This window comes from Kitasatospora sp. NPDC091257, assembly GCF_044757675.1.
In the GTDB taxonomy this organism is placed as follows: Bacteria; Actinomycetota; Actinomycetes; order Streptomycetales; family Streptomycetaceae; genus Kitasatospora; species Kitasatospora lactacystinica.
Genome location: NZ_JBIVVI010000319.1, coordinates 1 through 7,941, shown reverse-complemented (window position 1 = coordinate 7,941; position 7,941 = coordinate 1). Strand labels below are relative to the sequence as shown.

Annotated in this window: 9 protein-coding genes and 2 pseudogenes; 9 read left to right on the top strand and 2 right to left on the bottom strand. The window is 67.6% G+C overall.

Annotated features, from left to right (window positions below; translation table 11 throughout):
- Positions 1-503: 503 nt before the first annotated feature.
- The 5 genes and pseudogenes from ACIQOV_RS17075 (at position 504) to ACIQOV_RS17055 (ending at position 3,634) form a co-directional block, all read left to right on the top strand.
- Positions 504-791 carry a hypothetical protein gene (locus ACIQOV_RS17075; RefSeq protein WP_331768729.1) on the top strand — a complete coding sequence of 96 codons (288 nt, stop codon included), beginning with the start codon at positions 504-506 and terminating at the stop codon, positions 789-791.
- Positions 792-922: 131 nt separating this feature from the next.
- Positions 923-1,162, top strand: a pseudogene (locus tag ACIQOV_RS17070) (transposase); the annotation flags it as partial.
- 727 nt (positions 1,163-1,889) lie between these two features.
- Entirely contained in the window at positions 1,890-2,525 is a 636-nt protein-coding gene (locus ACIQOV_RS17065) for a hypothetical protein (RefSeq protein WP_331768728.1), read from the top strand.
- Positions 2,526-2,631: 106 nt separating this feature from the next.
- Positions 2,632-3,054, top strand: coding sequence for a helix-turn-helix domain-containing protein (locus ACIQOV_RS17060; RefSeq protein WP_401049274.1), 423 nt, complete (start codon positions 2,632-2,634; stop codon positions 3,052-3,054).
- Positions 3,055-3,442: 388 nt separating this feature from the next.
- Positions 3,443-3,634 carry a transposase gene (locus tag ACIQOV_RS17055; RefSeq protein WP_401049273.1) on the top strand — a complete coding sequence of 64 codons (192 nt, stop codon included), beginning with the start codon at positions 3,443-3,445 and terminating at the stop codon, positions 3,632-3,634.
- 138 nt (positions 3,635-3,772) lie between these two features.
- Here ACIQOV_RS17055 and ACIQOV_RS17050 read toward each other — a convergent pair whose 3' ends face one another.
- Positions 3,773-3,907: a hypothetical protein gene (locus tag ACIQOV_RS17050; RefSeq protein ID WP_331768725.1), complete on the bottom strand. Its 135-nt coding sequence runs from the start codon at positions 3,905-3,907 to the stop codon at positions 3,773-3,775.
- Here ACIQOV_RS17050 and ACIQOV_RS17045 point away from each other — a divergent pair.
- The 4 genes and pseudogenes from ACIQOV_RS17045 (at position 3,899) to ACIQOV_RS17030 (ending at position 7,206) form a co-directional block, all read left to right on the top strand.
- The gene (locus ACIQOV_RS17045) at positions 3,899-4,753 is read left to right on the top strand and encodes an IS3 family transposase (RefSeq protein ID WP_331768724.1); all 855 of its coding nucleotides are present in this window, start codon (positions 3,899-3,901) and stop codon (positions 4,751-4,753) included. The genes ACIQOV_RS17050 and ACIQOV_RS17045 overlap by 9 nt on opposite strands.
- Before the next feature lie 201 nt (positions 4,754-4,954).
- Positions 4,955-5,395 (top strand): STAS domain-containing protein, encoded by a 441-nt coding sequence (locus ACIQOV_RS17040; protein ID WP_331768723.1) that lies wholly within the window; start codon positions 4,955-4,957, stop codon positions 5,393-5,395.
- Positions 5,392-5,775, top strand: a complete 384-nt coding sequence (locus ACIQOV_RS17035) for a DUF6296 family protein (protein WP_401049271.1) — start codon at positions 5,392-5,394, stop codon at positions 5,773-5,775. The genes ACIQOV_RS17040 and ACIQOV_RS17035 overlap by 4 nt, the downstream gene beginning before the upstream one ends.
- Positions 5,772-7,206: pseudogene (locus ACIQOV_RS17030) on the top strand (NF041680 family putative transposase). The gene ACIQOV_RS17035 and the pseudogene ACIQOV_RS17030 overlap by 4 nt, the downstream one beginning before the upstream one ends.
- Before the next feature lie 52 nt (positions 7,207-7,258).
- Here ACIQOV_RS17030 and ACIQOV_RS17025 read toward each other — a convergent pair.
- The gene (locus tag ACIQOV_RS17025; protein WP_401049270.1) at positions 7,259-7,483 is read right to left on the bottom strand and encodes a hypothetical protein; all 225 of its coding nucleotides are present in this window, start codon (positions 7,481-7,483) and stop codon (positions 7,259-7,261) included.
- Positions 7,484-7,941 lie beyond the last annotated feature (458 nt).

Genomic DNA, 7,941 nt, shown 5'->3' with positions numbered 1-7,941 from the left:
CGGCCCCACTCCCACACCCGCCGCGCCGCGGGGGGTGCCCCACCCCGGACTTGGTGCAGCGCGACTTCACCGCAGCCGCCCCGAACCGGATGCGGGTTCCCTGGGGAAGTTCCTCGGAGTGCGGCGCGGGCTGCGCGACCCGCCGCGCGACCGCTCCATGCCGGTGCTTGCCGTGATGGACGATGCGTCATCGCCGACCGGGCCTGCCGCGCCTGGGCACCCGACCGCATGGCCTACAACTTGCCCCGCAGGTCGGAGGTGTGATGCCTCTCGTGACGTCACGAAAGCCGTAACCTGGCAAGGTGACGTCCGATCAAGGATTCGCCCCTGCCGTCAGTGCCGTGCCTGAATCGTGCGAGGTGTGCGCTACACGGCTGCAGTCGGCCGGCCGAGAACGGCGGCGGACCATATGCGGCACGAAATGCCGCAACACCGCGTACGGACGGCGCTGCGCCGCCGAGCATGCCGCCGCAGCCCCAGACGCGCCGCCCACCAAAACAGCCGTGCTTGATGCCGGCGTGGGTGGCGGGCTGGGTACTGCGCCCAATGAACGGCCGCTGGTGCTGGCCGACGCGCTGCCGCCTGGACCGCAGGGCGAGCTCCTCGTCCTGGCCGAGGCCGTCTACGGTGCCGCCCGTTTCTACCTCTACAGCCTCCAGCAGGGCGGCGAGCGTGCGGAGTGGGCGCTGGGCGCCCTGCACGCCCTCGTCCCGAACGTGAGCCGCCGACTTCTGGAGCAGGCCGACCTCGCCCACCGCGAACAGCTCGGCAGCACCACCCCGCACACATAGCCCCGATCAGTCGGCAGCAGCGGCTTGCCCCAGCTCAATCCGTGACGGCCACGTGAGAGAACCGCAGATGTGGATGCGCGCGAACGGTGCGGACGGGCGAGGCCAGGAGGGCGAATGACCCTCGTGGGGTGATGCTCAGGAGCACTGACATCGTGGTCTTCCTTGGCCGGGACGTCGGCCATGGCGACTGCTATGGCCACGGCCTGACCGCCGCTGGCAAGACCGTGTTCGACAAGCGATTTCCCAACAGCGAACCGAACCTGCGGGCCGTCTTCGACAAGCTCGCTGCCAAGTTCGGCCGCGTCCTGGTCATCGTCGACGAGCCCACCTCGATCGGCGCCCTGCCTCTGCGCATGGCCCGCGCCGTCGGCAGCGCTGCCCACTGACAGACGCCACCGAGCGGGTGCCGACGTCACCACCTGCTGACGAAGACCCTATTGCTCACCCTCACGACCTGGGAGCGCTGGCCGGGACCACGCGGTGCCCGCGCCGGTCACCGGACCAGCGGAACCAGCAGGGGTAGGGCACGAGCACCAGCCACTGGAACTCATAGGCGTGGAAAGGGCCGTCAAGGCCCGGGTCCGGCGGCAGCCGGACTTCCATGACTGGCGCAGTGACCCCCGGCCGCCCCTGGCCAGCAGGGCCAAATCGAGCCCGGCCCGGGCGGCGGCAGCGGCACGGGCAGTCAGCCCACCGGAGGCCACCCCAGCCGCAAATCCGCAGGTCAGACCATATGTGGCAGCCACTGCGACGCAAGGTGCCGCTGGGCCGGCAGGTACGGGAGCGCGGGTTCTCCCGCGCGGCAGGAGTAGAAGAGAGCCCCGCCGGAAGAACTGATCAAAGAATGTGCTCTGACCTGCGAAAATGACCACTTTGTGTCAGTCATTGTTTGGCCCTGGCCAGCAGGGCCAAACGCTCTCCACTTTGGCCTCACTGGCCAGGCCAAACCGGCGGAGTTATCCACAGGCTCCCGGACCCACCGCCGGAAGCAGCCGGGCGACTCGCCGAGGCGATTTTGGCCCTAACGGTAGGGCCAAAGCACTATCACTCGTGATAGTGCCCCGGGTGACATTGGATCAAGGGACCTGGAGAGCACCGATGGCTGACAAGCCCAAGCTGGGCTACGGCGAGCAGTTGGTGACCCGGCTCGACAGCCAGGGGAACGTCGTCTACTCGGTGCAGAAGATCTCGGGCCGCACCTTCGCGGAGTCCGACACCACCAAGGGCTACACGACCGACGCGCCGTTGATGATGCTCACCCTCGCCCAGATGGACATCCCGCAGACTTGGATGCGGACCTGGTGCACCCTGGTCGGCTTTCAGCAGATGAGCGGGAAGGCCCCGCGCAGGGCGCCGCTGGGCATGCTGAAGACCACCCATCGCGACATCAGTGCCGCCTCCGGCGTCTCGCGGACCTACGTCGGCGAGTCCCTGCTGTTCTTCAACGAGATCGGCTGGCTGCGGACCGCGCGCCGCTCGGTTTACCAGCTGAACCCGTTCCTCACCTTCGCCGGGTCCAGCGTGGATCAGGAGTTGGCCCAGGACGTCTGGGTCGCGATGGTGCCCGAGTTCCTGATGCCCGGCCCGGAGTACGCCGCGGCCTGGCGCAAGGAGCGCCGGGACGAGCAGCGGTCGGTGGCCAAGGCCGTGAACGTCGTGCTGCTGGGCTCGACTAAGGCAGAGACGAACAAGATGCCGGCGGCCTCGAAAGCTCGGGCTGTTCGGAGCGCCTGAGACGGCGAGGCCCGCTCCGTTGCAGCGGAGCGGGCCTAACCTGACATTGGATGCTCAACGTATCAGCTAGCCGGTAGGCGCTCGCGCCCCTGACCGAGGACTCCAGATGATGACCACCCGGTACGTCCCGCCGATCCCCACTACCGAGATGGTGACCATCAGCCGTGAGGCGCTGGCCGTCCTCAGCCTGGTTGAGCTGACCTCGAACAGCCATCGCCTGCTCGCCACACTGCTCGCCTACCAGGATCCGGACGACGGGTGCGCCGACCTCTCCCAGGCCGAGATGGGCAGCCTGCTCGGGCTGAGTGCGCCGAGCGTCAACCGGGCCGTGAAGCAACTGGCGGACAAGAATCTGGCCTGGCTCCTGGAGCCGGGCGCCTACCAGATCCACCCGTTGCTGACCGGGGGGAAGATGCGGGCTGGGCTGGCCGGGGTGCCCCGGATCGACGCCCTCGACCCCGAGCAGTTCGGCGAACGGTTGCGGCAACGTTACGAAGGCCAACTCGCCAACCTTGGCATCAGCGCGTAGCGGACGAGACCTGCGACGCCCCAGCCGCCCGGGCCGTCTTCGTTGGCTGTGTTGGGAGGGCCAGACCACTACCACCCGTGATAGCGGTCTGGCCCTACCGACAGAGCCAGACCGCGAGGTGGGCGCGGCGGCTTGGCAGAGCACGGCATTGTGGTCGGTCCCTTGCGGGAGGCAGGGGGCGGTTTGGCCTACCCGGCCCCGTTCGGGCTGCATGACTGATGATCATGACCGACCGTCGCAAGCTCTCGATGCCGGCCTTTCGACGCAGAGCTCCAAGCCGCTATCCGTGCCCAGGAGCAGCGTGTCTTTGAACAATGGCCCTGAAGTTTCCCCTTGAGGTTGGACACCTGGAGACTGGGCGATGCAAGCCCGGAGGAAGCAGCACCAGGTGGGAATCAAGACCAACATGGCCAAGCGGTACACGGCGGAGTTCAAGCGGGACGCGGTCGCGCTCGTCCGGTCCTCGCCGCATCGGAACGTCACCGAGATCGCCCGGGAACTGGGGGTCAGCCCGGAGGGGCTGCGGGGCTGGGTCAAGCAGGACAAGACCGACCGGGGCGAGGCCGGCCGGACGAGCTGACCAGCGCCGAACGCGAGGAGCTCACCCGGCTGCGGCGCCAGACCGTCGAGCAGCAGAAGACGATTGAGATCCTGCGCAAGGCGGCCGCCTATTTCGCGACCGAGACGACACGGTGATCCGCTTCCGTTTCGTTGATGATCACCATGGCGCCTGGGGCGTCAAGCGGATCTGTGCCGTCTTGGGGATCTCCCGGTCGTCGTTCTGTGCCTGGCGGGCCGCCGGGCCCGCCTGCGCGAGGAGGAACTGCTCGCGGCCGAGATCACCGTGATCCACCTCGCTTCCAGGGGCGCCTACGGCGTCCCGCGCGTGCACGCGGAACTTCGCCGCCAGGGCCGGGCCGTCAACCGGAAGAAGGTCGAGCGGATCATGCGCGAGCGCGGCATCACGGGCGTCACCCGGCGCCGACGCCGTGGCCTGACCCGCCAGGCCCGCAAGCCGGTGTTCGTCCCGGACCTGATCGGGCGCGACTTCACCGCACCCCGCCCCGGGATGCGGCTGGTCGGCGACATGACCTGCCTGCCGACCGAGGAAGGCTGGCTCTACCTGACCACCTGCATCGATCTGGCCACCCGCGAGGTCGTCGGCTACGCGATGGCCGACCACCACCGCGCCGAGCTGCCGGTGGCCGCGTTGCGGATGGCAGCCGGCCGCGGTGGCCTGGAGCGCGGCTGCATTTTCCACTCGGACCGCGGAAGTGAATATACGTCGACTGAATTCCGAACTGAGATAAGCAAGTTGGGCATGAGGCAGTCGATGGGACGAGTCGGCTCCTGTTACGATAACGCTGTCGCTGAGAGCTTCTTCGCCGTGTTGAAGGAGGAGATCGGCACCCGGATCTGGCCGGACCGCGCCACCGCCCGCGCGGAGATTTTCGCGTTCATCGAGACCTTCTGCGCAAGCACCCCCAGTGGGGCTACCTCACCCCACTCGAGATCCGACAGCGACACCAGCAAGGTCACGCCTTGGCGGCGTAGACGGACAGTGTCCAACCGCAGGGTGGAACTTCACCCGCCGCCTGCACCTGGCCCTGAACACCGTCAAACGCTATGGGCGCGTCCGCGAGCCCGATGGCGTTTGCCGGGCGCCAGCGCCCTGGATCATCGCGACTATCCGGCCTGACAGCGACTGGGAAATCTCGTCCTTCCGCTTGCATCATCGTGCGGGAATTCTGCCCTGATGAAGCCCGTCGAGTCCTGGGCATGTGACATCGCTCCGCGCAAGGATGTTCGTATCACTGGTCTCTTGTAGGTGTTGGGAACTCTGGCAGCTGGTCCAGTAGGGGCCGTGATCGGTGGGGCCAACGCCAGTAGGGCAGTCGAAGTGGCCATACACAAGCACTTCAAGAATCTGGGCAGCCGGGCAGAGCGCCAGGACGACTGCCCTGACCCCCCGCCCATTCTCACTCCGCACCTTCGGATCACCACCACGAAGATTCCCGGAACGGCCGTGATCGTCCGCCTCGACGGCGTGGCCGACGACCAGGAAGACCGCCGCAGGCTGAACAATGCCCTCTCCCGTGCACTCCAGGACCGCCCACCCTGGCTGGTCATCGACCTGGCCAACCAGACCTTCTGCTACTCCGTGTGCCTCAACGCCCTGCTCGCCGCCCGCCTGGGAGCGAAAGCCGCACAAGTCGAGATGATGCTGGCTGCCCCGCCGCCTCAGACCATGAGATTGCTGGAGATCACCGGCACCGACGCGGCCTTCACCATCCACCCCAGCGTGCACGCGGCCTTGGGAAGCGCCCGGTACGTCGGATGAGTAGCAGCCCCATGGACACCCCATTGCGCTACGCGGTTACCCTGCCGGGAGAGCCCGGCAGACACTGCCCGCCCGAGGTCGTCGTCGTCCACGCCACCACCGAGGTGACCGCGAACGGCGCCCCGATGTACGCGGACGCGGCCGGCACCTTCCGCGTGGAGATCGTCGGAGAGACGGCCCGGCCCCTGGCCGAGCCCGTCGGACAGGGACGGCATACCTGCCTGCACGCTGTCCCACTGCCCTGCTCTGAGCTTGGCGTTTTACCTCGTCGGTCACTCGACCTGCTGATCTGCGCTTCTTCCCGAGACAGCGGAGGCGGCCGTTCTCCACACTTCGAGGTGTCGAGTCACGAAGCACGAGAGAACGGCCGCTGCGTATGAGTCTCCCCCTCGAAACGCCTGCAGGCGAGGCGTTGGGCGCGTTGTCCCGCTTTCGGGTTGATTTCTACGACTGTCTGTACACCCGTGCCGACGCGCTCTTCGAGCTGACGGACGCGGTGCTGTGCGTGGACGGGCCGGTGAAGACGCTGGTCGAGTTGTCGCTCGCCCTTGAACACCGGCGAGGACACGGTGCGCTGGACCGGGGCTGGTTGGAGCCGACGCGGCTGCGTCGCGCCCTGGCCGGCCTGCCGCTGCCACGGCTCGCGGACGGGCGCATCGGGCTGGCCGTGGACGTTTCCAACTGGCTGCGGCCCGACGCCCCGACCAGCGACGAGCGCCTGTTCTGCCATGTCTACGGCCGCGGCAGAAACGCCGACCAGTTCGTCCCCCGGCTGGCCCTACTCCTTCGTCGCCGCCCTGGAGTCCGGACGCACGTCCTGGGTAGGGCTGCTGGACGCGGTTCGCCTGGGACCGGCCGACGACGCGACCGCCGTCACCGCGGCCCAACTGCGCGAGGTCGTCGACTGCATCGTCGCGGCAGGCCATTGGCACCGGGGCGATCCGGATATCCTCGTCGTGATGGACGCCGGCTACGACGTGACCCGTCTGGCCCACGTGCTCGCGGACCTGCCGGTCGAGGTGATCGGGCGGCTGCGTTCGGACCGGGTCATGCTCCGCGACCCGGGTGAGGCCCGCTCCGGTCCCAGGGGCGGGCGCCCGCGCCGGCACGGCGGCGTCTTCACCTTCGCCAAGCCCGACAGCTGGCACGAGCCCGAGACCACCACGACCACGGAGACCACCCGCTACGGAAAGGCGGAGGCCCGTGCGTGGGACCGGATGCACCAGCGCCTGCAAAAGCGCGGTCCGTGGCTTGACCACGAGGGCGAAATCCCGTTGATCCACGGCACGTTGGTCCGCCTGAAGGTCGATCATCTGCCTGGAGAGAGGGACGCGAAGCCGCTGTGGCTGTGGTCCTCCGCCACCGGCATCGACACCGAGCACCTGGACCGGATCTGGCGCACGTTCCTGCGCAGGTTCGATCTTGAACACACCTTCAGACTGATCAAGCAGACGCTCGGATGGACCACCCCAAAGATCCGCCGGCCCGACACCGCGGACCTGTGGACCTGGCTGATCATCGTCGCCCACACCCAGCTCCGCCTCGCCCGGCCCCTCGCCGAGGACCTGCGTCGCCCGTGGGAGAAACCCGCGCCGCCGAACAGGCTCACGCCCGCCCGGGTCCGACGCGGGTTCCGCAACCGCGCGAACGCGCCCTGCCCGGCAGCCGTGCCACAACCGACACGACCCGGCCCAGGACGCCCACCCGGCACGAAGAATCGCAGGCCGACGCCCCGCTATGACGTCGGGAAGACCGTCAAACACGAACCCACACTCGAAGCCCACCGCGCCAAAATCGCAGCGGCAGCTTAAAAATCAAAGCTCAGGCAGTGAAGAAGCCGGCCTCCTCATCAACGCGCTCCTGCTACTTCCCGCCCTGACCGCGCAGCTCTTCGAGAAGCGCCGCTTGCCCGGAGACCAGCGTCTGCAGCATCCGAGTCTGGTCCTCCAACGCCTGTCCCTGTGCACGGAGGATGCGGCTGTGCTCCGCCTGTCCGGTAACGAGGACACCCACGGCTTCGGCGAGCTTCGTCAGTGTCTGGCCATGCTCGGACGGGTCCCCGGCTAGTTGAGCCCGCACGTCGTTCATCTCACTCGCGTCTTCCATTGTTCAGGTCCCTCCCTGCTCGGCTGCGGGTCCCTTTTTTAGCCTAGGCTGAGTCCGGCCTCCCTGCTGACCCCTTCTGCAATAGGGCCTGCCAGCGCCCAGGGGTCTGACGAGCCACTCTGTCGGGCCACCGAGACGTTCTTTTCCGGATCAAGGTGACCTGGTCATACGGCACAACACGATGGAATCGCTTACTGGACACCAATCCGACACAGAACTGTTGGCTCTGTCCCGCGATCGGTGGATCATGCGTTGGAAGCCGGCACTGCAGGCCTTCGACATCGCCTTCGGCGGCCGACTCTCTGTCGGCCGCCGATAACTCACACCACACGAGTTACACCGTTGGCCTCCGCGTTTCACGTCGGGCTGGGACCGGATCGTGGGCGGGAATGCGAAAGTGCCTTCTGAACTGGGACGATGAGGCTTGTCTAAGGTCTCCG